This is a genomic window from Pseudomonas sp. HN2, assembly GCF_020736465.1.
GTDB classification, from domain to species: domain Bacteria; phylum Pseudomonadota; class Gammaproteobacteria; order Pseudomonadales; family Pseudomonadaceae; genus Aquipseudomonas; species Aquipseudomonas moraviensis_A.
The window spans coordinates 5,794,967-5,818,840 of sequence record NZ_CP085885.1 but is presented as its reverse complement, the minus strand read 5'-3'; the positions used below and the strand labels follow the sequence as shown (position 1 = coordinate 5,818,840).

The following is a 23,874-nucleotide window of genomic DNA, read 5'->3' as shown; positions in this document are numbered from 1 at the left end:
CCTACAGGGGCGGTGTATGCCGCAATATCACGGCGCGACACGAAACCTGTAGGAGCTGCCGAAGGCTGCGATCTTTTGATTTCAAGCGTCGTTTTCGTGGGTCAGTTCGAGCACACGGTCGACCAGTTTGTTGATGCCCGAAGCCGCTTCGCTGATGGTCTGCGCCAGCATGTACGCCGGGGTGGTCACCAGTTTGCGCGCCTTGTCTTCGACGATGTCGGTGACGGCGCACTCTTCGTGGGTGGCGCCCATTTTGTTCATTGCCGCAGCGGTGTCGGCGTCGTTGCCGATGGTGCAGGTCACCCCGGGGCCGTAGATTTTTGCTGCCAGCGCCGGGGAGATGCAGATCAGCCCGACCGGTTTGCCCGCTTCGGCAAACGCCTCGGCCAGGGCGAGCACCTCAGGTTGCACGGTGCAACCGGCACCTTCGATGGCGAAGTTAGACAGGTTTTTCGCCGCACCGAAACCGCCGGGCACGATCAGCGCATCGAAGTCCTCGACATCGGCGTCGCGGATATCCTTGACGTTGCCGCGGGCAATCCGCGCCGACTCCACCAGCACGTTGCGCGATTCCGGCATTTCTTCGCCGGTCAGGTGATTGATTACATGCAGTTGCGCAATGTTCGGCGCGAAGCACTGTACCTGCGCGCCGCGCTGGTCGAGGCGCAACAGGGTGATGACACTTTCCTGGATTTCGGCGCCGTCGTACACGCCACTGCCGGACAGGATCACTGCAACTTTTTTGCTCATGGGCTTCTCTCCAGATTCATGGCGCTCAATGTCCCTTAAATCGTCACGCGTTGCCATAGGGGCATGGGCGACGCACGCGGGGGCAGAGCGCTCTCTCAATGGATCGCAACGGCGGCGGGGTGTTCATTATTTGCCTTGGCTGCGCGCGTCAGCCGCCAGCGCGAGGCTTATTCGGCTGGCGTTTTAGGCTCGGCGGGATGGGTCGCTTCGGCCTGACGCAACTGCTCGGCCGCGGCGGCTTTGGCGATCTGCTCATCCTCATAGATCTTCTTCGCCAACTGCGCATTCTTGAAGCGGCGCCGCAGCCACAGACCCAGGCCGAGGATCAGCAACGCACCGAGCACCCACAGCTCATACTTCTTGATGCTGCCGAGCATGCCTTCCAGTACTGCGCCGAAGTGGTAAGCCGCAGCAGCCAGTGCACTGGCCCAGATCGCCGCGCCGATACCATTGAGCAGCAAGTAGCGTCCCGGCGGATAGCCGGACAGACCGATCGCCACCGGCATCACCGTGCGCAGGCCGTAGACGAAACGGAAGCTCAGGACCCAGATGTCCGGATGCCTGCGGATGTGCTCCAGCGCGCGGTCGCCCATCATCTGCCAGCGCGGTTTGCGCGCGAGCAACTTGCGCCCGTGCTTGCGCCCCAGGAAGTACCACAGCTGATCGCCGGCGTAACTGCCAAAGAACGCCACGACCACCACCAGGTTGATGTCCATGTATCCACGGAACGCGAGGAAGCCTGCGAGCACCAGGATGGTTTCGCCTTCGAAGAACGTGCCGAGAAACAAGGCAAAGTAGCCAAAGTCGTGCAGAAATTGTTGGAGCATTGTCTGGGTGCTGGCGAAATGAACGCGCAGCCTAACCCTTCGGGCACATTCATGAAAGTGTCCAAATGTGTCTCGACGTGAACAATTCCTACACCGAGAATGGAAAGCGGCTACCCGTCACAGGTCTCACACAACTGTCATCTGTTGGTCATAATGGCCGTCTATAACTGTCACGCTCGCCCGTTTGCCCGGGCTCAGGAGTCTGCCGTGAGCTTTACCCCCGCCAATCGTCTGTTTCCCGCCACCCGCCTGCGTCGCAATCGTCGTGATGATTTTTCCCGGCGGCTGGTGCGTGAAAACGTGCTGACGGTCGATGACCTGATCCTGCCGGTATTTGTGCTCGACGGTGAGAATCGCCGCGAAGCCGTAGCCTCGATGCCGGGCGTCGAGCGGCTGACGATTGATCTGCTGCTGGAAGAAGCGGCGACGTGGGTCGAGCTGGGGATTCCAGCGCTGGCGCTGTTCCCGGTCACTCCGCCCGAACTGAAATCCCTGGATGCCGCCGAAGCGTGGAATCGCGAAGGTATCGCCCAGCGTGCCACTCGCGCTCTGCGCGAGCGCTTCCCTGAACTGGGGGTGATCACCGACGTGGCGCTGGACCCGTTCACCACCCATGGTCAGGACGGCATTCTCGACGAAGACGGCTACGTGCAGAACGACATCACCGTCGATGCGCTGGTACGTCAGGCGCTGTCCCACGCTGAGGCCGGCGCACAGGTCGTCGCGCCATCGGACATGATGGACGGCCGCATCCAGGCCATTCGTGAAGCGCTGGAAATAGCCGGTCACGTCAACGTGCGCATCATGGCCTACTCGGCCAAATACGCCAGCGCCTACTACGGCCCGTTCCGCGATGCGGTGGGGTCGGCGTTGAATCTCGGCAAGGCCAACAAGGCCTCTTACCAGATGGATCCGGCCAACAGCGACGAAGCGCTGCACGAAGTCGGTGCGGACTTGTCCGAAGGCGCGGATATGGTCATGGTCAAACCGGGCATGCCCTACCTGGACATTCTTTTTCGGGTCAAAGATGCCTTCAAGGTGCCGACCTTCGTCTATCAGGTCAGTGGCGAATATGCCATGCACATGGCCGCTATCCAGAATGGCTGGTTGAGCGAAGCGGTGATCCTCGAGTCACTGACCGCCTTTAAACGTGCCGGTGCAGATGGCATCCTGACTTACTTTGCCGTTCGTGCCGCTCAATTGTTACGAGAGCAGAAATAGCCCTCCCAGGAACATTCCATGAATACCGAAGGACTCACTGAAGTTGCCGTAAAAGAAGCTCAGCCGGTGGTCGAGCAGATCACCGAAACCCCGCCGGAAATGGAACCTGCGCCACCCGCGCCGGTTGCCGAAACTGCCGCGGCGGTGCCGGCGATCGCCATTCCCGGCCTGGATGACAGCAGCCTGTACATCCACCGCGAGCTTTCGCAATTGCAGTTCAATATCCGCGTGCTCGAACAGGCGCTGGACGAGTCCTACCCGTTGCTGGAGCGGCTGAAGTTCCTGCTGATCTTCTCCAGCAACCTCGACGAATTCTTCGAAATCCGCGTTGCCGGGCTGAAAAAGCAGATCACCTTCGCCCGTGAACAGGCCGGCGCTGACGGCTTGCAGCCGCATCAGGCGCTGGCGCGGATCAGCGAGCTGGTCCACGGTCACGTCGACCGCCAGTACGCGATCCTCAACGACATCCTCCTGCCCGAGCTGGAAAAGCATCAGGTGCGCTTCATCCGTCGGCGCAACTGGACCACCAAGCTCAAGACCTGGGTACGTCGTTATTTCCGCGACGAAATCGCCCCGATCATCACCCCGATCGGCCTCGACCCGACGCACCCGTTCCCGCTGCTGGTGAACAAGAGCCTGAACTTCATCGTCGAGCTCGAAGGCATCGACGCCTTCGGGCGCGACTCCGGTCTGGCGATCATTCCGGCGCCGCGTCTGCTGCCACGGATCATCAAGGTGCCGGAAGAAGTCGGCGGCGCCGGCGACAACTATGTGTTCCTGTCGTCGATGATCCACGCTCACGCCGATGACCTGTTCCAGGGCATGAAGGTCAAGGGCTGCTACCAGTTCCGCCTGACCCGAAACGCCGACCTGGCCCTCGACTCCGAAGATGTCGAAGACCTGGCCCGCGCCCTGCGTGGCGAGCTGTTTTCGCGGCGCTACGGTGACGCGGTGCGTCTGGAAGTCGCCGACACCTGCCCGAAACACCTCTCGGACTACCTGCTCAAGCAGTTCAACCTGAGCGAGACCGAGCTGTATCAGGTCAACGGCCCGGTCAACCTGACGCGGCTGTTCAGCATCACCGGTCTGGACAGCCATCCGGAGCTGCAATACACGCCGTTCACCCCGCAGATCCCGAAACTGCTGCAGAACAGCGAAAACATTTTCAGCGTGGTCAGCAAGCAGGACATCCTCCTGCTGCACCCGTTCGAGTCGTTCACGCCGGTGGTCGACCTGCTGCGCCAGGCGGCGAAAGACCCGCACGTGCTCGCCGTACGGCAAACGCTGTACCGCTCCGGCGCCAATTCCGAGATCGTCGATGCGCTGGTGGACGCCGCGCGTAACGGCAAGGAAGTCACCGCGGTGATCGAGCTGCGCGCGCGCTTCGATGAAGAGTCCAACCTGCAACTGGCCAGCCGTCTGCAAGCGGCCGGTGCAGTGGTGATCTACGGTGTGGTCGGCTTCAAGACCCACGCCAAGATGATGCTGATCCTGCGCCGCGAGGCTGGCGAGATCGTCCGCTACGCGCACCTCGGCACCGGTAACTATCACGCCGGTAACGCCAAGCTCTATACCGACTACAGCCTGCTGACCTCCGACGACGCCTTGTGCGAAGACGTCGGCAAGCTGTTCAGCCAGTTGATCGGCATGGGCAAGACGCTGCGCATGAAAAAGCTGCTGCACGCGCCGTTCACCCTGAAGAAGGGCATGCTCGACATGATTGCCCGCGAAACCCAGTTCGCCCTCGAAGGCAAACCGGCGCACATCATCGCCAAGTTCAACTCGCTGACCGATCCGAAGATCATCCGCGCGCTGTACAAGGCCAGCCAGTCCGGGGTGCGCATCGATCTGGTGGTGCGCGGCATGTGCTGCCTGCGTCCGGGCATTGCCGGGGTCTCGCACAATATTCATGTGCGCTCGATCATTGGCCGCTTCCTCGAGCACACGCGGGTGTTCTATTTCCTCAACGGCGGCGACGAGCAGATGTTCCTCTCCAGCGCCGACTGGATGGAGCGCAACCTCGACAAGCGTGTCGAGACCTGCTTCCCGGTGGAAGGCAAGAAGCTGCTGACCCGGGTCAAGAAAGAGCTGGAGCTGTACCTGACCGACAACACCCACAGCTGGAGCCTGCAGTCGGACGGCCGCTACATTCGCAACACGCCTACCGGCAACCAGAACCCGCGCAGTGCGCAGGCCACGTTGCTGGAGCGGTTGGGCAGCCCGATATTGCCCGTTAGCAGTTAAGTGCTGGAAGTCAAAAGCCCCTCACCCTAACCCTCTCCCGGAGGTAGAGGGGGCTGACCGAGTCGAACTCAGGATTTAAAAAGCCCACAAATCGGCTCCCTCTCCCTCGGGAGAGGGCTGGGGTGAGGGGCAAGGCTCACGCAGTTCCTCAAACCGGGCCCAATAAAAAGGCGATCCCGACGGATCGCCTTTTTTGTGCCTGGAATGGCCTGTAGGAGCTGTCGAGTGCAACGTGGCTGCGATCTTTTGATCTTGATCTTTAAAGGCAAGATCAAAGACCGCAGCCTGCGGCAGTTCCTGCAACGCAGATCAGTGCACCGTGAGAACGATGCCCACCCGCGTCAACCAGTCCGCCTCCAGCGCGAAATCCGCCTGGGTCAGCTGGTTCTCCTCCAGCCAGTTCTCGGGAAACTCCACATCCAGGCTGTCACCCTCGGCATGCAGGACCACCTGCGGCATCGCCTGGGTTCCGCGAATGTGATGGAACAGAATCGCAAAACGCAGCAGCACGCACAGGCGAATCAGCTTGATGCCGTCATCGCCGAACTCGGCGAATTTGTCCTTGGGAATGTTGCGGCGGTGGCCGCGTACCAGCAGCGCGAGCATCTGCTGATCCTCGCGGGAGAAGCCGGCCAGGTCAGAGTGCTCGATCAGGTAGGCACCGTGCTTGTGGTAGTGATAGTGAGCGATGTCGAGCCCGACTTCGTGCACTTTCGCCGCCCAGCCGAGCAGTTCGCGCCAGATGCCGTCGTCCAGCTCCCAGTCCACGGCGACCTGATCGAACGCATGCAGGGCTTTGCGCTCGACCCGCGCCGCCTGTTCCAGATCGACGTGATAGCGCTCCATGAGCGAGGTCAGGGTGCGTTCGCGCACGTCTTCGTGATGGTGGCGACCGAGCAGGTCATAGAGCACGCCTTCGCGCAGCGCGCCGTCGCAGTGATCCATGCGTTGCAGTTCGAGGGCATCGAAAATCGCTTCGAGAATCGCCAGACCGGCCGGGAAGATCGCCCGGCGATCAGGCTTGATGCCTTCGAAATCGATCTTGTCGACGTCGCCCAGTTTGAACAGCTTGCGCTTGAGCCACGCCAGGCCTTCGGCGTTGACCTCACCGCTGCCATGGCCGCCGGCCTTCAGTGCCAGACCGATGGCGCGAATCGTACCGGAGGAGCCGATGGCCTCATCCCAGGTCAGGCGATGCAGGGCGTGTTCGATGCTCATGATTTCCAGCCGCGCCGCCGTATACGCCTGGGCGTAGCGGGCCGGGGTGATCTTGCCGTCCTTGAAGTAGCGCTGGGTGAAACTCACGCAGCCCATCTGCAGGCTTTCGCGCAGCAATGGTTCGAAGCGCTGGCCAATGATGAATTCGGTACTGCCGCCGCCAATGTCGGCGACCAAACGTTTGCCCGGCGTATCGGCGAGCGTGTGCGAGACGCCCAGATAGATCAGGCGCGCTTCTTCACGGCCGGAGATGACTTCGACGGTATGGCCGAGGATTTCCTCGGCGCGGCGGATGAACTCGCCACGGTTGCGCGCTTCGCGCAGGGCGTTGGTGCCGACGATGCGCACGGCGCCCAGGGGCATACCGTTGATCAGTTGGGCAAAGCGCTTGAGGCAATCGAGGCCGCGCTGCATCGATTCTTCATTGAGCTGGCGCGCATCGTCGATGCCGGCGGCCAGTTGGACCTTCTCGCCAAGGCGTTCGAGGATGCGGATTTCGCCGTTCCGGGCCTTGGCCACGACCATGTGAAAGCTGTTGGAGCCCAGGTCGATTGCGGCGATCAGGGACAGATTCTTGGCTTGGGATTGCGGCATGGTCAGGGGGTCTCGGTCGATAACCCCGACATCGTGCCACGATCAAACGCTGACGCCAACGCGCATGGCGCAAAGCCTTGATTCAGCACAGAAAGTCTGGAGATCGCGGCGCGGCCATTCGCGAGCAGGCTCGCTCCCACAGGTGAGCGCATTCCCATGTGGGAGCGAGCCTGCTCGCGAAGAGGGCATCACTGCCTCAGAAAATCTTCAGGCTGTCGCTTCCACGGTGCCAATAAAGTTCGCCAGCTCCGCCGTCTGCGGATTGGCAAACAGCACCTTTGGATCGCCCACCTCATGCACCTTGCCATGGTGCATGAACACCAGTTTGTCGCCGACTTCCCGGGCGAAGCGCATCTCGTGGGTGACCATGATCAGCGTCATGCCTTCCTTGGCCAGTTGCCGCACCACGCTGAGCACTTCATTGACCAGTTCCGGGTCGAGTGCCGAGGTGATTTCGTCGCACAGCAACACCTTCGGCGACATCGCCAAGGCCCGGGCAATCGCCACCCGCTGCTGCTGGCCGCCGGACAGGCGGTCCGGGAAGGCATCGAATTTCTCCCCGAGCCCGACTCGTTCGAGCATTTCCCGCGCCAGTTCGGCTGCCCTGGCCTTGGGCACTTTCTGCACCACTTGCGGCGCGAGCATGACGTTTTCGCCGACGGTCAGGTGCGGGAACAGGTTGAACTGTTGAAAGACCATGCCGACCTTTTGCCGCAGGCTGCGCAGATCGGCACGGGCGGCATCGAGGTACTCGCCGTCGACTTCGATCACGCCATCGTTGATCGACTCCAGGCCATTGAGGGTGCGCAACAGGGTCGACTTGCCCGAGCCGCTGCGGCCGATGATCGCCACCACCTGGCCTTCCTCGACACTGAGGTCGATGCCTTTGAGCACGTGATGATCGCCATAGTATTTATGCAGGGCGGAAATTCTAAGCAGAGGCATGCAGTCTCCTTTCCAGGTAGCGCGCGCTGAGGGACAAGGGGTAGCAGAGCAGGAAGTAGCCGAGGGCGACGAGGCCATAGACCATGAACGGTTCAAACGTGGCATTGGCGAGCATGCCGCCGGTCTTGGTCAGCTCGGTGAAGCCGATGATCGAGGTCACCGCTGTGCCTTTGACCACTTGCACCGAGAACCCCACGGTCGGCGCCACGGCGATGCGTAGCGCTTGCGGCAGAATCACGTAGCGCAGTTGCTCCAGCGGATTGAGCGCCAGGCTCGACGAAGCTTCCCACTGACCGTGGGGAATCGCCTCGACGCAACCGCGCCAGATCTCCGCCAGATAGGCGCTGGTGAACAAGGTCAAAGCGATCGCCGCGGCCATCCACGGCGAAATTTCAATCCCGGCCAGCGCCACGCCAAAGAACACCAGAAACAATTGCATCAACAGCGGCGTGCCCTGGAACAGCTCGATCCAGGTGCGGGCGATGCTGCTTGGCAGGGTGTTTTTCGAGATGCGCATGACCAGAATCAGCAGGCCGACCAGGCCGCCGCCAATGAACGCCACCAGCGACAGCGCCAGCGTCCATTGCAGACCGGTGAGCAGATTGCGCAGGATGTCCCAGAAAGTGAAATCGCTCATTGGCTGCTCCTGGCAATGAAGCGACGGCCGAACCAGTTGAGCAACTGGCGGATCAGCAGCGCCATGCACAGATAGATCAGGGTGGTCAGCGCATAGGTTTCAAAGGCGCGGAAGTTGCGCGACTGAATGAAGTTGGCGGCGAAGCTCAATTCCTCCGTGGCGATCTGCGAGCACACCGCCGAACCGAGCATGACGATGATGATCTGGCTGCTCAGCGCCGGCCAGACCTTGCCCAGCGCCGGCAGCAGGACGACGTGGCGGAACGCTTCGAAGCGAGTCATCGCCAGTGCCGCAGCCGCTTCCAGTTGCTCGCGCGCAATCGCCTGGATGCCGGCGCGAATGATCTCGGTCGAATAGGCGCCAAGGTTGATCACCATCGCCAGCACCGCCGCCTGCCACTCGGAAATCTGCACGCCGAGCGACGGCAGGCCGAAGAAGATGAAGAACAGTTGCACCAGAAACGGCGTGTTGCGGATCAACTCGACGTAGACGCCGAAGATCGCCGAGAACGGGCGGATGTGCCACGCCCGCACCAGCGCGCCGACAATGCCGACGCCAACCCCGAGCAGTGCGCCGATGGCCGTCAGCTCAAGGGTGAACAGCGCGCCGTGCAGCAGCAGGTCGGTGTTTTCCACCACCGGCAGGAAATCGAATTGATAAGCCATGAAGGTCTCCCACGCAGTCGATCAGAGATCGGCCGGCAGCGGCTCTTTCAGCCAGGTCTGCGAGTTCTTTTCCAGCGCGCCGTCAGCCTTGGCGCTGTTGAGGATGTCGTTGACCCGGGCCAGCAGCGCCGCTTCGTTCTTGTTCACGCCGACATAGACCGGCGAATCCTTGAGCTTCACTTTCAGCGCCGGCACGCGCTTGGGGTTCTTCTCGCTGATGGCAACCATCACCACGTTGCCGCTGGCGATCAGATCGACCTGGCCGGCCAGGTAAGCGGCGATGGTCGAGTTGTTGTCTTCGAAACGTTTGATAGTCACGCCTTCGGGGGCGACTTTGCTCAGCTCGATGTCTTCGATGGCGCCCCGGGTGACGCTGATGGTCTTGCCCTTGAGGTCGTCGAGGCTGGTGATCGCGGCGTCTGGCGGACCGAACACGGCGAGGTAGAACGGCGCATAGGCGCGGGAGAAGTCGATGACTTTCTCACGCTCGGGGTTTTTGCCGAGGCTGGAAATCACCAGATCGACTTTGCCGGTGGTGAGGAACGGGATGCGGTTGGTGCTGTTGACCGGGGTCAGTTCGAGTTTGACCTTGAGTTGGTCAGCGAGCAGTTTCGCCGTGTCGATATCCAGGCCGCGCGGCTTCATGTCCGGGCCGACCGAGCCGAACGGCGGGAAGTCCTGGGGCACGGCAACTTTCAGCGTGCCGCGTTTGACCACGTCGTCCAGACCGTCGGCGTGAGCGGGGGCCTGGCACAGCAGCAGGCCGGCAAACAGGGAAGCGAGGAGGGCGCTGTAACGCTGGGTCATGGACAATCTCCGGATCGGCGGGAAGTGGTTGCTGCGATCGGACAGAGCATGGGCCGTGCCAACAGACGGATTTCGCCCCGGCAGGCCGCGGCATCAGCGGCTTGGTTCGGTCTTACTGGTCTGAACAGTCAACTCGGTTTTCGCACTGCGATGGCGCATCGGCAGTGCGCGCCGAACCCCGCTGGGGCACGACTTGCCGGACTCGGCGAATAGCTTTACAACTAGCCGCACCTTGGCACTGACGCGTCCGCACATCATGAATTCGATCTCCCGCGCCGTACCCGAAGTGGCGCTGCAAGCGATCCGCAAACTGATCACCGAACAGGGCTTCGGGGCCGGCGACGCGTTGCCTTCGCAACGGGATCTGGCGCTGCAACTGGGCGTCAGTCGGGCATCGTTGCGTGAAGCGCTGTCGTCGCTCAGTGCACTGGGCGTGGTCAGCATTCAGCCGGGCAAGGGCGTGTTCGTGCAGTCGCCGGTCGAATTGTCGCGCGGCGAAGCGCCGGGCTGGCCATTCGCGGCGCAAGCCTCGCCGCTGGACATCTTTCAGTTGCGCTACGCGCTGGAGGGCTTTGCCGCCGGGCTTGCCGCGACAACCTTGAGCACGTTTGATCTGGATGCGCTGGAAGACAATGTCGCGGCGATGCGCGAGCAATTGCGCGGCGGCGACTTCGAAGCGGCGGCGAAACTCGACTTCGAATTTCACCGGCGCATCCTCCTGGCCAGTGGCAATCAGGCGATGCTGAGCATTCTCACCGCCAGCGCCGAGATCTTCCTCGAGAGCCAGAAACTGCCGTTCATCCGCGCCGAGCGCGCCATGGAAACCTGGCAGGAACACCGCAAGATCCTCCGCGCCCTGGCCCGCCGCGCGTCGGGGGCTGCGCAGAAAGCCATGCAGGAACATGTACGCAACGCCGCCCTGCGCACCGGAATCGCCTTCATCGCTCCCGCCACGGCGTGACTTGAGCTATACCCAAACTCATCAGGGGCCATAGCAACACTCAATCATCTGCGGCTTCCGGAACAAGGGAAGGGCGGCTATGATGGGCCACGTTTTTTTGCTTACAACCTGGAGAACTCCATGAGCAGCGATCTGATCAAACACGTTAGCGACGCTAGCTTCGAAGCCGACGTAATCAAGGCCGAAGGCGCTGTCCTGGTCGACTACTGGGCTGAATGGTGCGGCCCTTGCAAAATGATCGCACCGGTTCTGGACGAGATTGCCGAGACCTATAAAGGCAAGCTGACCGTCGCCAAACTGAACATCGACGAAAACCAGGAAACCCCGGCCAAGCATGGCGTGCGTGGTATCCCGACGCTGATGCTGTTCAAGAACGGCAACGTTGAAGCGACCAAGGTCGGCGCACTGTCGAAGTCGCAACTGGCGGCTTTCCTCGACGCCAACATCTGAGCGTCGCAGTAAAACGCTGAAAAAAAGCCCCGCACTTCGCGGGGCTTTTTGCGTATTCAGGGCTGGACGCTCCGAAACTCAGGTGGTACATTCGGCCCCGCACTGGTTTCTCCAATGCCCCCTGCTAGCCGTCGCCGACGCACTCCTTTTCGAATTAGTTCGCGATCCTGTCGCCTTCTCCGCGGCGCGGCCTCATTAAGCCAAAAGCTTAATTTCCCCCCTCCATAAATGATTACGTCATTCCTATATGAATCTGACTGAACTCAAGCAAAAGCCGATTACCGAACTGCTCGAATTGGCCGAACAGATGGGCATAGAAAATATGGCCCGTTCGCGCAAGCAGGACGTGATTTTCTCCCTGCTGAAAAAGCACGCGAAAAGCGGCGAGGAAATCTCCGGTGATGGCGTGCTGGAGATTCTCCAGGACGGCTTCGGCTTCCTGCGCTCCGCAGACGCTTCCTACCTCGCCGGCCCTGACGACATCTACGTCTCGCCGAGCCAGATCCGCCGCTTCAACTTGCGCACCGGTGACACCATCGTTGGCAAGATCCGCCCTCCGAAGGAAGGCGAGCGGTATTTCGCCCTGCTCAAGGTCGACACGATCAACTTCGATCGTCCGGAGAACGCGAAAAACAAGATTCTCTTCGAGAACCTGACCCCGCTGTTCCCGACCGTGCGCATGAAGATGGAAGCCGGCAACGGTTCCACCGAAGACCTGACCGGTCGCGTGATCGACCTGTGTGCGCCGATCGGCAAAGGCCAGCGTGGTCTGATCGTTGCGCCGCCGAAGGCCGGTAAAACGATCATGCTGCAGAACATCGCAGCGAACATCGCCCGCAACAACCCTGAAGTTCACCTGATCGTGCTGTTGATCGACGAGCGTCCGGAAGAAGTGACCGAAATGCAGCGCACCGTGCGCGGCGAAGTGGTTGCCTCGACTTTCGACGAGCCGCCGACCCGTCACGTCCAGGTAGCTGAAATGGTGATCGAGAAGGCCAAGCGCCTGGTCGAACACAAGAAAGACGTGGTGATCCTGCTCGACTCCATCACCCGTCTGGCCCGTGCCTACAACACCGTGATCCCGAGCTCCGGCAAGGTCCTGACCGGTGGTGTCGATGCCCACGCCCTGGAGAAGCCGAAACGTTTCTTTGGTGCCGCGCGCAACATCGAAGAAGGCGGCTCGCTGACCATTATCGCCACCGCGCTGGTTGAAACCGGCTCGAAGATGGACGAAGTGATCTACGAAGAGTTCAAGGGTACCGGCAACATGGAACTGCCTCTGGATCGCAAGATTGCCGAGAAGCGTGTGTTCCCGGCCATCAACATCAACCGTTCCGGCACCCGCCGCGAAGAGTTGCTGACTGCCGACGACGAACTGCAGCGCATGTGGATTCTGCGCAAGCTGCTGCACCCGATGGACGAAGTTGCCGCCATCGAGTTCCTGGTCGACAAGCTGAAGACGACCAAGACCAACGACGAGTTCTTCTTGTCGATGAAGCGCAAGTAATATTCTGCGCTGTTGAAAAGGCGTCCCGCGAGGGGCGCTTTTTTTTGCCCGCGATTATTTGTATCTGGATTGAAGTTTGCGCGGCTGCTAACGTCGCGCCTTCAAGGGATTCTGTATCCAGAACAGGTAAGGTTTTTCATGCACACGTTTGGCAATCGCCGTGATATCGACGGTTTACGCGCGCTCGCGGTTCTTCCCGTCGTGCTGTTTCATTTCGGATTCAATACGTTCAGCGGCGGATTTGTCGGCGTGGATGTTTTCTTCGTCATCTCCGGGTTTCTGATCACCTCGATCCTGTTTCGCGAAATCAGTGCCCAGCGTTTCAGCTTTCTCGACTTCTGGGGCCGTCGCGCTCGACGCATTCTGCCGGCGCTGACGCTGGTCGTAGTGGTGACTCTGGCGCTGGGCTGGTTGCTGCTGACCGCCAAGGATCTGTCCGATCTGGGACGAACGATTCGCTATCAGTCGCTGTTCATTTCCAACATCCTGTTCATGCGCGAGGACGGCTACTTCGCCCCGGCCTCCGATCTTAAACCCTTGCTGCATACCTGGTCGCTGGCCGTGGAGGAGCAGTACTACATCTTCTTCCCGCTGATGATGGTGCTGCTGATGCGCTATGTCCGGCATTGGCGCTGGATGCTGTTCGCCGTGCTGCTGGTGTCGTTCGGGCTGAACATCGTCTACATCGAGCGTCGCCCGGAATTCGCCTTCTTCTCCCTGCCGACCCGCGCCTGGGAGTTGCTCTGCGGCGCCATGCTCGCAGTGTTGCCGACAGCAAAACCCGCGCCGCGGCTTTGGTTTCGGCAGACCGTCGGCCTGGCCGGACTGGCGGCGGTGCTATTGGCAATCTTCACATTCAACAAAACCACCGTGTTCCCGGGCTGGGCAGCGTTGCTGCCGGTGCTCGGTACCAGCGCATTGATCTGGTCGGGCGCTCGCGGCCCGACCCTGGCCGGCCAGGTGTTGAGTCTGCGGCCAATGGTGTGGATCGGTCTGTTGTCCTACTCGCTATACCTGTGGCACTGGCCGATCTACGTGTATGCCAATGCTATCTCGATCGACGGCATCCAGCCGCTTGAAGCGCTTGGCTGGATCGCGCTGGCGGTCGCACTGGCTTGGCTGAGTCTGCGCTTTGTCGAGCTGCCGTTTCGCGAAAAACGCGTGTTCGCCAGTCGAAACTCGGTGTTGGTCGGTGGCCTGGTGTCGATTGCCGTCCTGGCGGTGGTCGGTTCGGCCATCCGTTCGGCGGACGGCGTGCCCGAGCGTCTGAGCGGCAAAGCGCTGGAATATGCCCAGTCCCAGGAGTGGAACGCCGGGCAGATGCAATGCATGCACATGAGCAAGGACAAAACCCTGGACAAGGCGTGTCGCGTGGGCGGCGATCAGAAAATTGCGCCGACGAAAATGTTCTGGGGTGACAGCCACACCGCCGCGCTGCTGCCCGCCATCGAAGGCAATAGCCAGCGTGACGGTCAGCCGGTCTGGCTGTACAGCCTCACCGGATGCCCACCGATCATCGACGACGCCCTGCGCGCGCAATGCAAGCAGTTCAACCAGCGCAATATGCAGCTGGTCCGCGAGCTGGGTATCAAGGACGTGGTGTTGGCGGCGAACTGGAGTCTGTATGTCTACGGCCGCGAGGACGGCGACGGCGACAAGCAGTTCCTCCTCGACCCTTCGCGCAATGTCGCGCAATCGGAAAAGCGCATGGCAGCGGCAATCAAGGCTCAGGTCAGCGAATTGCGTGAGGCGGGCGTGCAGGTCTGGTTGTTCAAGGAGGTGCCACTGCAGCACAAGAGTTACATCAGCCGCTTGACCAGTCTGGCGCGTATTGGCCGCTCGGCCGAAGGATTGGGCCGCCCGCTCGCCGAGCATCTGGCTCGCCAGCAGTTTTTCACCGAGCTGTTCGGCTCGATGAATGCCGCGGATGCCGGGGTGCACGTCATCGACCCGACGCCGTTGATGTGCAAGGACGGCTTGTGCATGATCGATGTCGACGGCCACTCGCAGTACAAGGATGCCGACCATCTTTCCGACGCCGGCAGCGCCAGACTCAGCCCGTTGTTTGCGCCGATGCTGCTGGGTGCTAGCCACAATTGAGCGATGCCGGGCACTGACGGGCTGCTGTTTGCCCGTCAGAGCAGGTAGGATGTACGCCTATTTTGAGGGTGCCATCGTCAATGAAATTCAAGGATCTTCGGGATTTCGTGCAGCAGCTTGAGCAGCGCGGAGAGTTGAAACGCATCCAGATTCCCGTCTCGCCGGTGCTGGAGATGACTGAGGTGTGCGACCGCACGTTGCGGGCCAAAGGCCCGGCGCTGCTGTTCGAAAAACCCACCGGTTACGACATCCCGGTGCTCGGCAACCTGTTCGGCACCCCCGAGCGCGTGGCCATGGGCATGGGCGCCGAGTCGGTCAGCGAACTGCGCGAAATCGGCAAGCTGCTGGCCTTCCTCAAGGAACCGGAGCCGCCGAAGGGCTTGAAGGACGCATGGTCGAAACTGCCGATCTTCCGCAAGATCATTTCCATGGCGCCGAAAGTCGTCAAAGACGCGGTGTGTCAGGAAGTGGTCATCGAAGGTGACGACGTCGATCTGGCAATGCTGCCGGTGCAGACCTGCTGGCCCGGCGACGTTGGCCCGCTGATCACCTGGGGCCTGACGGTCACCAAAGGCCCGAACAAGGAACGTCAGAACCTCGGCATCTACCGTCAGCAAGTGATCGGTCGCAACAAGGTGATCATGCGCTGGCTCAGCCATCGTGGCGGTGCTCTCGACTTCCGCGAGTGGTGCGAGAAGCATCCGGGGCAGCCGTTCCCGGTGTCGGTGGCCCTTGGCGCTGATCCGGCGACTATCCTTGGCGCTGTAACCCCGGTGCCGGACAGCCTTTCCGAATACGCTTTCGCCGGTCTCTTGCGCGGTAACCGCACCGAGCTGGTCAAGTGCCGTGGCAACGACCTGCAAGTGCCGGCCACCGCCGAAATCATCCTCGAAGGCGTGATTCATCCGGGCGAAATGGCCGACGAAGGCCCGTATGGCGACCACACCGGTTACTACAACGAAGTCGACAGCTTCCCGGCGTTCACCGTCGAGCGCATCACCCACCGGATCAAACCGATCTATCACAGCACTTACACCGGCCGTCCGCCGGATGAGCCGGCGATTCTCGGCGTGGCGCTGAATGAAGTGTTCGTACCGATCCTGCAGAAGCAATTCCCGGAGATCACCGACTTCTACCTGCCGCCGGAAGGCTGCTCGTACCGCATGGCCGTGGTGACAATGAAGAAGTCGTATCCGGGGCATGCCAAGCGCGTGATGCTCGGCGTCTGGTCGTTTTTGCGACAGTTCATGTACACCAAGTTCGTTATCGTCACTGACGACGATATCAACGCCCGCGACTGGAACGACGTGATCTGGGCCATCACCACGCGCATGGACCCCAAGCGCGATACGGTGATGATCGATAACACGCCGATCGACTACCTCGACTTCGCCTCGCCGATTTCCGGCCTGGGCTCGAAAATGGGCCTGGATGCCACCCACAAGTGGCCGGGCGAAACCACCCGCGAGTGGGGCCGCGTGATCGTCAAGGACGACGCCGTCACCCAACGGATCGATGCCATCTGGAATCAGTTAGGAATAGATTGATGCGTGTAACCCTGCAGCCTTCCGGAGCGGTCCTCGAGATACAACCCGGTGAGCGGATTCTCGACGGCGCGCGGCGCCTGGGCTATGACTGCCCGCAAAGCTGCCGCAACGGCAATTGCCACGTGTGTGCAGCGCTGTTGGTCGAAGGCCGCGTCGAGCAGGCGGGCAAAGTCCACGACCACGGCGAGTTCTACACCTGCATCGCCGAACCGCTGGAAGACTGCGTGCTGTTGTGGGATGGCGTGCTCGCATTGGGTGAGCTGCCGGTGCGCAGCCTGTCGTGTCAGGTCATCGAGTGCCGCGAGGTGGGCGGCGATACCTGGCGCGTGCGTCTGCGTGCACCGGCGGGCAAGCCACCGCGTTATCACGCCGGGCAGTATTTGATGATCGAGCGTGAGAGCGGCGAGAAATCGGCGTTCTCCATGGCTTCGGCACCCCACGGCGGGCGTGATCTGGAAATCCACGTGCTGGCGCGCGAAGCCAGTGCGCTGAGCCTGATCGAACAGCTGCAACGCAACCCGATGGTGCGTGTCGAGCTGCCGTTTGGCGACACACACCTTGCGGAGCTGCCCGAAGGCCCGCTGGTGCTGATTGCCGCTGGCACCGGCATGGGCCAGATTCACAGCCTGATCGAGCATTGCCGCGCCGAAGGTTTCAAGCATCCGGTGCATCTGTACTGGGGTGTGCGCCGTCCGGAAGATTTCTATCAGATCGAGCACTGGGACGAATGGCTGAAGCTGCCCAACCTGTTTCTGCACAAGGTCGTCAGCGACCAGTGCGGCTGGGAAGGGCGCTGCGGCATGTTGCACGAGGCGGTTTGCGAGGATTTCCCTGACCTGAAGCCGCTGCACGTCTATGCCAGCGGTTCGCCGGCGATGGTTTATGGCACGCTGGACGCGCTGGTTGAGGCGGGAATGGATGCGCATCAGATGCGCGCCGACGTGTTCGCCTATGCCCCGCGCGGCTGATACTTATAACTGGGTATATAGCCGATCGGTATTTATGTAATTGCACAAATACCGCTAGGTTATATATCAATCAGGTAATTAATCACCGCCAGTGTCATGGCACTTTATTTGCCTCGAAACATATGTGCCTTATTGTTACAGCGGTGCGTTCTATTAAGTAATTCTTCACCCGCGGGGAGCTGAACGCTATTCGCCATGAGCGCCATTGAAAACGCAATTCTGAATCTGGCTTACCCTCCGCGGCTCGATCTTGGGCCGCAGCTGACGCACGAACAACTTCTCGCTTCCATGCAATCGACCATGGCGCGCCACAAGGGCGGGCCGGTGTGGCTGTTCGCCTATGGCTCGCTGATCTGGCGTCCGGAATGCACGGCCGTTGAGCGTATGCGCGGTCGCGTGCATGGTTACCATCGCGGCTTGTACCTGTGGTCGCATGAGCACCGTGGTACGCCGGAGATGCCCGGTCTGGTGTTCGGTCTGGATCGTGGCGGTTCCTGCAGCGGTTTTGCCTACCGCTTGCCGGAAGACAATCTCGATACCGCGCTGTACGCGCTGTGGAAACGCGAGATGCCGTTTCCCTCGTATCGTCCGCACTGGCTCAATTGCCGGCTCGAAGATGGCACTCAGGTGCAGGCCTTGGGATTCGTTCTGGAGCGTCACCTGCCGAGTTATGCCGGCAACTTGCCGGATCATGTGCTCAGCCAGGTGTTCGCCAGCGCCAGCGGGCGTTACGGCACCACTCGCGATTATGTCGAGCAGACCGTGCACGCCCTGCGCAGCCACGCCATGCCAGACCGCAATCTGGAAGCGCGGCTCAAGCGCTGTAAATCACACAGCGATCAGGCGACCGCTTCGCGGCTCTGACTGGCGACCTGCTTGTGCCATAGCGTTGGCGCGAGGAAGGCCATCGCCAGCAGGCAAGCGCCGACCAGCAGGACGAAACCGCCGTCCCAGCCGAAATGGTCAACGGTGTAGCCCATCGCCGCACTGGCCGCGACCGAACCACCCAGATAACCGAACAGACCGGTGAATCCCGCTGCGGTGCCGGCGGCCTTCTTCGGTGCCAGTTCCAGTGCCTGCAGGCCGATCAGCATGACCGGGCCGTAGATCAGGAAGCCGATCGACAACAGGGCGATCATGTCGACCATCGGGTTGCCGGCCGGATTCAGCCAGTACACCAGCGTCGCCACGGTCACCAGCGCCATGAACACCATGCCGGTCAGGCCACGGTTGCCACGGAAGATCTTGTCCGACATCCAGCCGCACAGTAGCGTCCCCGGAATGCCCGCCCACTCGTAGAAGAAGTAGGCCCACGAGGTTTTATCCACGGTGAAACCCTTGGCTTCCTTCAGGTAGGTCGGCGCCCAGTCCAGCACGCCGTAGCGCAGCAGGTAGACGAAAACGTTGGCCATGGCGATGTACCAGAGCATTTTGTTGCGCAGCACGTATTTGACGAAGATTTCCTTGGCGCTGAATTCGTCTTCGTGGCTGGCGTCGTAGCCTTCCGGATAATCGTTCTTGTACTGCTCGATCGGCGGCAGGCCGACCGATTGCGGGGTGTCGCGCATGGTGATGAACGCAAACACCGCAACGCCCAGCGCGACCGCTGCCGGGACGTAGAACGCCGCGTGCCAGTCGTTGAACAGGCCCATGCCGATCAGGAACAGCGGGCCGATCAGACCGCCGCCGACGTTATGCGCCACGTTCCACACCGACACCACGCCGCCGCGTTCCTTCTGCGACCACCAGTGCACCATGGTCCGTCCGCTCGGCGGCCAGCCCATGCCCTGCGCCCAGCCGTTGATGAACAGGAGGATGAACATCATCGTCACGCTGGATGTTGCCCACGGCGCGAAACCGAAAATGAACATCACCCCGGCCGAGACCAGCAGACCGAACGGCAGGAAGAAACGCGGGTTGGAACGGTCGGACACCAGGCCCATGAGGAACTTCGACAGACCGTAGGCAATGGCGATCGCCGACATCGCCAGGCCGAGGTCGCCACGGCTGTAGCCTTCGTCGATCAGGTAAGGCATGGCCAGGGAGAAGTTCTTGCGCAGCAGGTAGTAGCCGGCGTAGCCGATAAAGATACCGGCGAAGATCTGCCAGCGCAGGCGTCGGTAGGTGCTGTCTATTTTTTCTTCAGGCAAAGGAGCCTGATGTGCGGCAGGACGAAAGAAAGCAAACATTCAAGAGCTCCAGTTTTCTTGTTTTGACTGCGGATGCGAATGTTACAGTTTCGTTACCGAAAATAGCATTGCTTCACGTCGGCAAAACAGCGGAAATTTGCGCAGTTGAGCGTTCCTTTATGAACATGTCGCTCTGAGATAACTATGCGGCGCAGAGGGAATGGTGGCTCGGGTGGCTTTCTGCGGCTTAACGTATTGAAGAGGCGGATCTCAGTATTGAAGCGATCCGGGTTGCGGGCCCGGATCGCGCCGTAGTCTTAACGAACCTGAACGACAACCTTGCCCACAGCCTTGCGCTGGCCAAGATCATCGATCGCTTGCGCGGCATTGCTCAGCGGATACACCTGCGACACCAGCGGTTTGAGTTTGCCCTCGGCGAACCAGCCGAACAGTTGGGCAAAGTTCGCTGCATTGTCCTGGGGCTGGCGCTGGGCGAACGAGCCCCAGAATACGCCGAGCACCGCCGCGCCTTTGAGCAGGGCCAGGTTCACCGGCAGTTCCGGGATGCGTCCGCTCGCGAAGCCGACGACCAGCAGGCGGCCGTTCCAGGCGATGGCGCGGATGGCCTGGTCGAACAGGTCGCCGCCAACCGGGTCGTAAATCACGTCGGCGCCCTGGCCGTCGGTGAGGCGTTTGATTTCGTCCTTCAGATTGCTTTCGCTGTAGTTGATCAACTCGTCAGCCCCGGCAGCCTTGGCCACCGCGAGTTTCTCGGCGCTGCTGGCGGCGGCGATCACCCGGGCGCCCATGGCTTTGCCGATCTCCACCGCGGCGAGGCCCACACCACCGGATGCACCGAGAACCAGCAGGGTTTCGCCCGCTTGCAGGTTGGCGCGCTGCCTGAGCGCGTGCATGGAGGTGCCGTAGGTCATGCTGAAAGCAGCGGCAATGTTGAAGTCCATCGACGGCGGAATCGGCAGGACGTTGTAGCCCGGCACCGCAACCTGCTCGGCAAAACTGCCCCAGCCGGTCAGCGCCATGACCCGGTCGCCGACTTTCAGGTGACTGACCTTTTCCCCGACTTCGCGCACCACCCCGGCCGCTTCACCGCCCGGCGAGAACGGGAAGGGCGGTTTGAACTGGTATTTGCCCTCGATGATCAGCGTGTCCGGGAAATTGACCCCGGCGGCGTGCACGTCCAGCAGGATTTCGTTCTTCTTGGCGACAGGACTGGCGACGTCTTCCAGCACCAGCGATTCGGCAGGGCCGAAGGCTTTGCACAGCACGGCTTTCATCAGGGCTATTCCTTTGGGAGTGATGGCCGATAAGTGTAGGTGTGTGAATCAACGGGTCAACGAGCATGCCCGACCCTGATAGTCAGCCATAAGCTTGTGCTTGCGCGGCGGGTCGCTATGCTAGGCCGCAAACCGGATAAGGAGCGAATTGTGAAAGCGTGGATCATGTTGTTGCTGGCCCTGTCTCTGCCTGTGGCAGCACTGGCGGAAGAAGCCAAAGAAGGCGAGGCGCCGAAGGTCAATTACATCACCCTGAGCCCGCCGTTCGTCGGCAATTACGGCCTCGATGGCACCGCCAAGCTCAAGGTCTACAAGGCCGACGTGGCCCTGCGCGTCACTGGCGAAGAGGCGGCCAAACTGGTCAAGGCCAACGAGCCGCTGATCCGCAATCAACTGGTGGCGCTGTTCACTCAGCAGACCACCGAGGCGATGGGCAGCATCGAGGGCAAGGAAAAGCTGCGTCAGGAAGCGTTGAAGCAGACCCAGCAGGTCATGAATGACGAGACCGGCAAGCCAGTGGTTGAGGATCTGTTGTTCAACAACCTGATCATCCAGTAAGACATAAAATCAAAAGATCGCAGCCTTCGGCAGCTCCTACATTTGGAACGCAAGCCCCCTGTAGGAGCTGCCGAAGGCTGCGATCTTTTGCGCTTTAGCGCAGGGCAATCACCGCCGCCCATTGCTCCGCCGTCACCGGCATCACCGACAACCGCGAGCCCTTCTGCACCAGCGGCATCTCGGCCAGCGCCGTCTGCTGCTTCAGATAATCCAGCTTCAACACCCGCGCAAACGTCTCGACATGCTCGACATCGATCGCGCTCCAGGCATTTTTCTCCGGCGTAGCTTTCGGATCGAAGTAGTGACTGTCGGGCTCAAGTGCCGTCGGATCGGGGTACGCCGCTTCGATTATCTTGCCGATTCCGGCAATTCCCGGCTCCGGACAGCTGGAATGATAGAAAAAGAACTCGTCACCCACCGCCATCGCCCGCAGGAAATTGCGCGCCTGATAATTGCGAACGCCGTCCCAGCGCGCCTTGCCGAGCTTTTCCAGACCCTTGATCGAGAGTTCGTCGGGCTCCGATTTCATCAGCCAGTAGGCCATGTCATTTGCTCCTGAAGCGGTCATTGGGCAGGTTGTCGGGCAATTTTATGACAAACCGACAGTCGGTTGACGTCAGCGTTTGCGCACAGGTTCACGTTGCCGCAAAATGCCGGCCTTTAAAGCTTGACGCTGCTGCACGGCCTACGAACGGAAACCGCTGCTGTCATCGTGATGATGTGCCTTGAGGGGGGCAATCGATGAAACGCAAACCGGATTTGCTATGGACTTTGGTAATTTTGTTTGGCCTGGGCGTGGTAACCACCGGTTACGCGCAGAGCCTGTGGGCCAACAAGGCCGACGCGCCGATCGAAGTGGCGCAACAGGTGCAACAGTCGACCGCTTTCAAACGCTGAACCTGTCTCTTCGACGCCGCTGTTCTGTGCGGCGTCTACTCTGCGAAATACCATGCCTTGTCGGTGACCGTGCCTTGTAACGGGACATCCCAGCTCGCCTGCGCCAAACGCTCGACCTTCTGACATTCATGGGCCAGGCCCAGCAGCGTCGGCTTGCGCCAGTTCTTGCGCCGGGCCAGATAGGCGAGGCTGCGATCATAAAATCCGCCGCCCATGCCCAGGCGCCCGCCAACATCGTCAAACCCCACCAGTGGCAACAGCACCAGATCCAGCGCCCAGACCTTGCGTTGTCGAGCCAGATTGGCCCGGGGCTCAAGGATGCGGAAACGATTGGGAGTGAGCTTTTCGCCGGGGCGAATACGCTGGAAAACCATCTTCGTTCGTGGCCAGGCGCTGAGTACAGGCAGATAAGTTGCCTTGCCGCGCCGCTGGGCTTCGCGCAGGAGCAGGCGCGGATCGATTTCACCGTCGGTGGGCAAATACAGAGAGATATGTTTCGCCCGGCGAAAATGCGGGTCTTGGGCCAATTGCCGGAACAGACCCTTGGCAGCCTGACGTTGTTCGCCCGACGTCAGTGCGCGGCGCGCCTTGCGCAGCAGGCGGCGGAGTTGCGGGCGGGGCAGCAGGGCGGGTTCGGTCATGGTTCGGCTTCGGCAGGTGGATGCAAAAACGTACGCATAAAAAATCCGATGTCGGCATGTACCGACATCGGATTCGAATCAGGCTCCCCGGATGAACCGCTGTCAACTCAGCCCTTGAACCCGAAAGTTCAAGGTGGAAGAAGCAGTAGACTTTAAGGCTTTCCGTCTAGCGGACATGCACACCAGCCCAACGTGCAACTTCCAGGGTAGTGCGAATCGGCTCCGGGACATCGTCAACTGGCAAGCACCCCAGGGAGTGGGGCGAGTATACCTGAAGCTGCCAGTCGAATCAGCCCTTGGCGGTACTCTGATCGTCGGCCAGGACCAGATCGACACGATCGAGCAAGTCGCGCACCTGTTCGCGGGTCGAACCGCTGGCCTGGATATCCGGGCGCTCTTCTTTGTGCAACAGGTCGTGGGTGATGTTCAGCGCGGCCATCACGGCAATGCGGTCGGCACCGATGACTTTGCCGCTGCTGCGGATCTCGCGCATCTTGCCGTCCAGGTAGCGGGCGGCACTGACCAGATTGCTGCGTTCTTCCGGCGGGCAGATGATCGAATACTCTTTGTCGAGGATCTGCACGGTAACGCTATTGCTTGAACTCATGAGTCTTGCTCCAGGGCCTTGAGGCGCGAAATCATCGATTCGACCTTACGCCGGGCGATTTCGTTTTTTTCAATGAGGTGAGCGCGTTCCTCGCGCCAGGTTTTTTCCTGAGCTAGTAAGAGTGCGTTTTGACTCTTAAGTTGCTCGACTCGGCCAATCAGCAGTTCGAGTCTGGCCATCAGCGCTTGCAGGTCGGTGTCTTCCATTGGGTCCACGTGTTCGTCTGATGGGGGTGACTGGCGGACAGCCTTTAATGGTCTTGGCGGGGCTGTCGATGTAGGATACAAGGCCTTCATTCTAGACATA

General features: G+C 60.8%; 24 protein-coding genes and 1 other RNA gene. 11 read left to right on the top strand and 14 right to left on the bottom strand.

Annotation, left to right across the window (positions count from 1 at the left end; translation table 11 throughout):
• Positions 1 to 81: 81 nt before the first annotated feature.
• Together elbB and LIS66_RS25900 are read right to left on the bottom strand one after the other, a co-directional pair.
• The gene (gene elbB, locus LIS66_RS25905) at positions 82 to 750 is read right to left on the bottom strand and encodes an isoprenoid biosynthesis glyoxalase ElbB (protein WP_042607094.1); all 669 of its coding nucleotides are present in this window, start codon (positions 748 to 750) and stop codon (positions 82 to 84) included.
• A 167-nt stretch (positions 751 to 917) separates the two neighbouring features.
• On the bottom strand, positions 918 to 1,577 hold the full coding sequence (locus tag LIS66_RS25900; RefSeq protein WP_042607093.1) for a DedA family protein: 660 nt from the start codon (positions 1,575 to 1,577) through the stop codon (positions 918 to 920).
• Positions 1,578 to 1,784: 207 nt separating this feature from the next.
• Here LIS66_RS25900 and hemB point away from each other — a divergent pair, with 207 nt between their 5' ends.
• Complete coding sequence (gene hemB / locus LIS66_RS25895; RefSeq protein WP_227973285.1) at positions 1,785 to 2,798, top strand: porphobilinogen synthase; 1,014 nt, start codon at positions 1,785 to 1,787, stop codon at positions 2,796 to 2,798.
• A gap of 18 nt (positions 2,799 to 2,816) precedes the next feature.
• On the top strand, positions 2,817 to 5,042 hold the full coding sequence (ppk1, locus tag LIS66_RS25890; RefSeq protein ID WP_042607091.1) for a polyphosphate kinase 1: 2,226 nt from the start codon (positions 2,817 to 2,819) through the stop codon (positions 5,040 to 5,042).
• Positions 5,043 to 5,351: 309 nt separating this feature from the next.
• On the opposite strand, the gene ppx is transcribed toward ppk1, so the two are convergent.
• The 5 genes from ppx to LIS66_RS25865 form a co-directional block, all read right to left on the bottom strand.
• Complete coding sequence (gene ppx / locus LIS66_RS25885) at positions 5,352 to 6,854, bottom strand: exopolyphosphatase (protein ID WP_227973284.1); 1,503 nt, start codon at positions 6,852 to 6,854, stop codon at positions 5,352 to 5,354.
• Positions 6,855 to 7,061: 207 nt separating this feature from the next.
• Positions 7,062 to 7,799 carry an amino acid ABC transporter ATP-binding protein gene (locus tag LIS66_RS25880; protein ID WP_042607089.1) on the bottom strand — a complete coding sequence of 246 codons (738 nt, stop codon included), beginning with the start codon at positions 7,797 to 7,799 and terminating at the stop codon, positions 7,062 to 7,064.
• The gene (locus LIS66_RS25875; RefSeq protein WP_016772621.1) at positions 7,786 to 8,436 is read right to left on the bottom strand and encodes an amino acid ABC transporter permease; all 651 of its coding nucleotides are present in this window, start codon (positions 8,434 to 8,436) and stop codon (positions 7,786 to 7,788) included. The genes LIS66_RS25880 and LIS66_RS25875 overlap by 14 nt, the downstream gene beginning before the upstream one ends.
• Entirely contained in the window at positions 8,433 to 9,101 is a 669-nt protein-coding gene (locus LIS66_RS25870; protein WP_227973283.1) for an amino acid ABC transporter permease, read from the bottom strand. Before LIS66_RS25870 ends, LIS66_RS25875 begins: the two co-directional genes overlap by 4 nt.
• Positions 9,102 to 9,122: 21 nt before the next feature.
• Complete coding sequence (locus tag LIS66_RS25865; protein WP_042607087.1) at positions 9,123 to 9,908, bottom strand: transporter substrate-binding domain-containing protein; 786 nt, start codon at positions 9,906 to 9,908, stop codon at positions 9,123 to 9,125.
• A gap of 256 nt (positions 9,909 to 10,164) precedes the next feature.
• Here LIS66_RS25865 and LIS66_RS25860 point away from each other — a divergent pair, with 256 nt between their 5' ends.
• From LIS66_RS25860 to LIS66_RS25830, 7 genes are all read left to right on the top strand, one after another.
• Positions 10,165 to 10,869 (top strand): FadR/GntR family transcriptional regulator, encoded by a 705-nt coding sequence (locus tag LIS66_RS25860; RefSeq protein WP_064364764.1) that lies wholly within the window; start codon positions 10,165 to 10,167, stop codon positions 10,867 to 10,869.
• A gap of 120 nt (positions 10,870 to 10,989) precedes the next feature.
• Entirely contained in the window at positions 10,990 to 11,319 is a 330-nt protein-coding gene (trxA, locus tag LIS66_RS25855; protein ID WP_042607086.1) for a thioredoxin TrxA, read from the top strand.
• 247 nt (positions 11,320 to 11,566) lie between these two features.
• Positions 11,567 to 12,826, top strand: coding sequence for a transcription termination factor Rho (rho, locus tag LIS66_RS25850; protein ID WP_003229334.1), 1,260 nt, complete (start codon positions 11,567 to 11,569; stop codon positions 12,824 to 12,826).
• A 138-nt stretch (positions 12,827 to 12,964) separates the two neighbouring features.
• Positions 12,965 to 14,926, top strand: a complete 1,962-nt coding sequence (locus LIS66_RS25845; protein WP_227973282.1) for an acyltransferase family protein — start codon at positions 12,965 to 12,967, stop codon at positions 14,924 to 14,926.
• A gap of 80 nt (positions 14,927 to 15,006) precedes the next feature.
• Complete coding sequence (gene ubiD, locus LIS66_RS25840; RefSeq protein ID WP_227973281.1) at positions 15,007 to 16,473, top strand: 4-hydroxy-3-polyprenylbenzoate decarboxylase; 1,467 nt, start codon at positions 15,007 to 15,009, stop codon at positions 16,471 to 16,473.
• A complete protein-coding gene (locus tag LIS66_RS25835) occupies positions 16,473 to 17,441 on the top strand; it encodes a CDP-6-deoxy-delta-3,4-glucoseen reductase (protein WP_064364680.1) in 969 nt (322 codons plus the stop codon). Before ubiD ends, LIS66_RS25835 begins: the two co-directional genes overlap by 1 nt.
• 195 nt (positions 17,442 to 17,636) lie before the next feature.
• A complete protein-coding gene (locus LIS66_RS25830) occupies positions 17,637 to 18,305 on the top strand; it encodes a gamma-glutamylcyclotransferase (protein WP_042607082.1) in 669 nt (222 codons plus the stop codon).
• On the opposite strand, the gene glpT is transcribed toward LIS66_RS25830, so the two are convergent.
• Together glpT and LIS66_RS25820 are read right to left on the bottom strand one after the other, a co-directional pair.
• Positions 18,281 to 19,630 (bottom strand): glycerol-3-phosphate transporter, encoded by a 1,350-nt coding sequence (gene glpT, locus LIS66_RS25825; RefSeq protein ID WP_039757430.1) that lies wholly within the window; start codon positions 19,628 to 19,630, stop codon positions 18,281 to 18,283. The genes LIS66_RS25830 and glpT overlap by 25 nt on opposite strands.
• A gap of 257 nt (positions 19,631 to 19,887) precedes the next feature.
• Entirely contained in the window at positions 19,888 to 20,865 is a 978-nt protein-coding gene (locus LIS66_RS25820; RefSeq protein ID WP_042607081.1) for an NADPH:quinone oxidoreductase family protein, read from the bottom strand.
• 150 nt (positions 20,866 to 21,015) lie between these two features.
• On the opposite strand from LIS66_RS25820, the gene LIS66_RS25815 reads away from it, so the two are divergent.
• Positions 21,016 to 21,423 carry a flagellar basal body-associated protein FliL gene (locus tag LIS66_RS25815; protein ID WP_227973280.1) on the top strand — a complete coding sequence of 136 codons (408 nt, stop codon included), beginning with the start codon at positions 21,016 to 21,018 and terminating at the stop codon, positions 21,421 to 21,423.
• A 94-nt stretch (positions 21,424 to 21,517) separates the two neighbouring features.
• Here LIS66_RS25815 and LIS66_RS25810 read toward each other — a convergent pair whose 3' ends face one another.
• Positions 21,518 to 21,967 (bottom strand): EVE domain-containing protein, encoded by a 450-nt coding sequence (locus tag LIS66_RS25810; protein ID WP_042607080.1) that lies wholly within the window; start codon positions 21,965 to 21,967, stop codon positions 21,518 to 21,520.
• A 197-nt stretch (positions 21,968 to 22,164) separates the two neighbouring features.
• On the opposite strand from LIS66_RS25810, the gene LIS66_RS25805 reads away from it, so the two are divergent.
• Positions 22,165 to 22,320: a hypothetical protein gene (locus LIS66_RS25805; RefSeq protein ID WP_007911192.1), complete on the top strand. Its 156-nt coding sequence runs from the start codon at positions 22,165 to 22,167 to the stop codon at positions 22,318 to 22,320.
• A 35-nt stretch (positions 22,321 to 22,355) separates the two neighbouring features.
• Here LIS66_RS25805 and LIS66_RS25800 read toward each other — a convergent pair whose 3' ends face one another.
• The 4 genes from LIS66_RS25800 to LIS66_RS25785 form a co-directional block, all read right to left on the bottom strand.
• Positions 22,356 to 22,961, bottom strand: a complete 606-nt coding sequence (locus LIS66_RS25800) for a 5-formyltetrahydrofolate cyclo-ligase (protein ID WP_065616334.1) — start codon at positions 22,959 to 22,961, stop codon at positions 22,356 to 22,358.
• Positions 22,962 to 23,041: 80 nt separating this feature from the next.
• Positions 23,042 to 23,220, bottom strand: a non-coding RNA gene (gene ssrS / locus LIS66_RS25795) — 6S RNA.
• A gap of 30 nt (positions 23,221 to 23,250) precedes the next feature.
• Positions 23,251 to 23,568: a cell division protein ZapA gene (locus LIS66_RS25790; protein WP_042607079.1), complete on the bottom strand. Its 318-nt coding sequence runs from the start codon at positions 23,566 to 23,568 to the stop codon at positions 23,251 to 23,253.
• Positions 23,565 to 23,774, bottom strand: a complete 210-nt coding sequence (locus LIS66_RS25785) for a TIGR02449 family protein (RefSeq protein ID WP_007911197.1) — start codon at positions 23,772 to 23,774, stop codon at positions 23,565 to 23,567. Before LIS66_RS25785 ends, LIS66_RS25790 begins: the two co-directional genes overlap by 4 nt.
• Positions 23,775 to 23,874: the final 100 nt, after the last annotated feature.

Excerpts from the sequence above, each read along its gene's own strand:
- elbB (WP_042607094.1), bottom strand. The coding sequence starts at position 750 with ATGAGCAAAAAAGTTGCAGTGATCCTGTCCGGCAGTGGCGTGTACGAC.
- LIS66_RS25900 (WP_042607093.1), bottom strand. The coding sequence starts at position 1,577 with ATGCTCCAACAATTTCTGCACGACTTTGGCTACTTTGCCTTGTTTCTC.
- ppk1 (WP_042607091.1), top strand. The coding sequence starts at position 2,817 with ATGAATACCGAAGGACTCACTGAAGTTGCCGTAAAAGAAGCTCAGCCG.
- ppx (WP_227973284.1), bottom strand. The coding sequence starts at position 6,854 with ATGCCGCAATCCCAAGCCAAGAATCTGTCCCTGATCGCCGCAATCGAC.
- LIS66_RS25880 (WP_042607089.1), bottom strand. The coding sequence starts at position 7,799 with ATGCCTCTGCTTAGAATTTCCGCCCTGCATAAATACTATGGCGATCAT.
- LIS66_RS25875 (WP_016772621.1), bottom strand. The coding sequence starts at position 8,436 with ATGAGCGATTTCACTTTCTGGGACATCCTGCGCAATCTGCTCACCGGT.
- LIS66_RS25870 (WP_227973283.1), bottom strand. The coding sequence starts at position 9,101 with ATGGCTTATCAATTCGATTTCCTGCCGGTGGTGGAAAACACCGACCTG.
- LIS66_RS25865 (WP_042607087.1), bottom strand. The coding sequence starts at position 9,908 with ATGACCCAGCGTTACAGCGCCCTCCTCGCTTCCCTGTTTGCCGGCCTG.
- LIS66_RS25860 (WP_064364764.1), top strand. The coding sequence starts at position 10,165 with ATGAATTCGATCTCCCGCGCCGTACCCGAAGTGGCGCTGCAAGCGATC.
- trxA (WP_042607086.1), top strand. The coding sequence starts at position 10,990 with ATGAGCAGCGATCTGATCAAACACGTTAGCGACGCTAGCTTCGAAGCC.
- rho (WP_003229334.1), top strand. The coding sequence starts at position 11,567 with ATGAATCTGACTGAACTCAAGCAAAAGCCGATTACCGAACTGCTCGAA.
- LIS66_RS25845 (WP_227973282.1), top strand. The coding sequence starts at position 12,965 with ATGCACACGTTTGGCAATCGCCGTGATATCGACGGTTTACGCGCGCTC.
- ubiD (WP_227973281.1), top strand. The coding sequence starts at position 15,007 with ATGAAATTCAAGGATCTTCGGGATTTCGTGCAGCAGCTTGAGCAGCGC.
- LIS66_RS25835 (WP_064364680.1), top strand. The coding sequence starts at position 16,473 with ATGCGTGTAACCCTGCAGCCTTCCGGAGCGGTCCTCGAGATACAACCC.
- LIS66_RS25830 (WP_042607082.1), top strand. The coding sequence starts at position 17,637 with ATGAGCGCCATTGAAAACGCAATTCTGAATCTGGCTTACCCTCCGCGG.
- glpT (WP_039757430.1), bottom strand. The coding sequence starts at position 19,630 with ATGTTTGCTTTCTTTCGTCCTGCCGCACATCAGGCTCCTTTGCCTGAA.
- LIS66_RS25820 (WP_042607081.1), bottom strand. The coding sequence starts at position 20,865 with ATGAAAGCCGTGCTGTGCAAAGCCTTCGGCCCTGCCGAATCGCTGGTG.
- LIS66_RS25810 (WP_042607080.1), bottom strand. The coding sequence starts at position 21,967 with ATGGCCTACTGGCTGATGAAATCGGAGCCCGACGAACTCTCGATCAAG.
- LIS66_RS25805 (WP_007911192.1), top strand. The coding sequence starts at position 22,165 with ATGAAACGCAAACCGGATTTGCTATGGACTTTGGTAATTTTGTTTGGC.
- LIS66_RS25800 (WP_065616334.1), bottom strand. The coding sequence starts at position 22,961 with ATGACCGAACCCGCCCTGCTGCCCCGCCCGCAACTCCGCCGCCTGCTG.
- LIS66_RS25790 (WP_042607079.1), bottom strand. The coding sequence starts at position 23,568 with ATGAGTTCAAGCAATAGCGTTACCGTGCAGATCCTCGACAAAGAGTAT.
- LIS66_RS25785 (WP_007911197.1), bottom strand. The coding sequence starts at position 23,774 with ATGGAAGACACCGACCTGCAAGCGCTGATGGCCAGACTCGAACTGCTG.